Annotated in this window: 1 protein-coding gene; it reads left to right on the top strand. The window is 52.2% G+C overall.

Annotated elements, in window-relative coordinates; translation table 11 throughout:
• Positions 1–53: 53 nt before the first annotated feature.
• A protein-coding gene (locus AC1MDC_RS28615) for an IS3 family transposase (protein ID WP_086776354.1) occupies positions 54–1,276 on the top strand; the annotation gives its coding sequence in 2 pieces (ribosomal slippage) (positions 54–405 and positions 405–1,276; 1,224 coding nt in all).
• Positions 1,277–1,315: the final 39 nt, after the last annotated feature.

Raw genomic sequence — 1,315 nt, 5'->3', positions numbered from 1 at the left:
TGTCTCGTCCTGAATAAGGTTTACACCTTCTGACCCATTCTCAGGAGGGAGTAATGAATACAGGAAAAAGGCGCAGTCAGCGTGATTACACGCGGACTTTTAAATTGTCGGTCGTCGATCAGGTCGAAAAAGGCGAGTTGAGTTATAAAGAGGCTCAAGAGCGTTATGGCATTCAGGGTAAATCGACCGTACTGAACTGGTTACGCAGGCATGGTCGGCAGGACTGGAGTCAAGGCGCGTCCATTCGCTCCAAGAGACCCCGTTCCATGGATGAGCCCGATAAACCACTGACACCCGAACAGCGAATCAAAGAGCTCGAAGAAAAGCTGGCCCAAGCCAACCAGAAAGCTCAGTTTTTCGAAGCTGTCGTTGATGTTTTAAAGAACGACTTCGGTGTTTCTGTCGTAAAAAAGCGATCCGGCAAGTCCTCTCCCAAGGGCAGATCCAAGACCTGAGCATTAGTCGGGCTTGCCAGTTCATGGGGATTTCCCGTCAGGCTTATTACAAGCGCAACCGCGCGTGTGATGCCCGGGCCCGTCATGCCCAGGAAGTGATGGGATTCGTGAGGGAGAAACGACTTAGGCAACCGCGCCTTGGCACCCGAAAACTTCACAATCTGATGCACACTGAGCCAGAGGTGTCCGTAAAGGTCGGTCGAGACCGGTTATTCGATATCTTGCGAGATCGGCGCGAGCTGGTTCCCCGCAGACGGGCCTATCACAAAACGACAGATAGCCATCATCGCTTTCGCCGGCATCCAAACCTGCTCAAAGATGGACCGATTCAGGTAGTTGCCAAGGCGCCAGAGCAAGTATGGGTTGCGGACATCACCTACTTACCGACGCAAACGGGTGTGGCTTATCTGAGTTTGATCACCGATGCGTACTCCCGAAAAATCGTGGGGCACCATGTCCATGAAAGCTTGCACACCGAATCGGTGATCCAGGCGTTCAACAAAGCCCTCAAGCAGCGGACAACGAAGCAATGTTTGGTGCATCACTCGGATAGAGGCGTCCAATACTGCTCCGAGCTTTATCAGCGGCTGCATGCCAAATACGGCATCACCTGCTCAATGACCGATGGCTACGACTGCTACCAAAACGCGTTGGCTGAGCGTGTGAACGGGATTTTGAAAAACGAGTTATTGCTGCATCGCCCCAAAAATTTTGCAGAGGCCATCCGGATGGTGGACGAGTCGGTACAGATCTATAACAACGAGCGGCCTCATCTGTCGCTGAAATACAAAACACCCGATGCGGTGCATCGGGCGTTTTGAGGCTGAAACAGGTGTAAACCTATTTCAGGACTAGACAAC

Source organism: Pseudomonas sp. 1, assembly GCF_056626735.1.
Note: the sequence above shows the minus strand (reverse complement) of the source record. Positions and strands in the feature narration are given on the sequence as shown.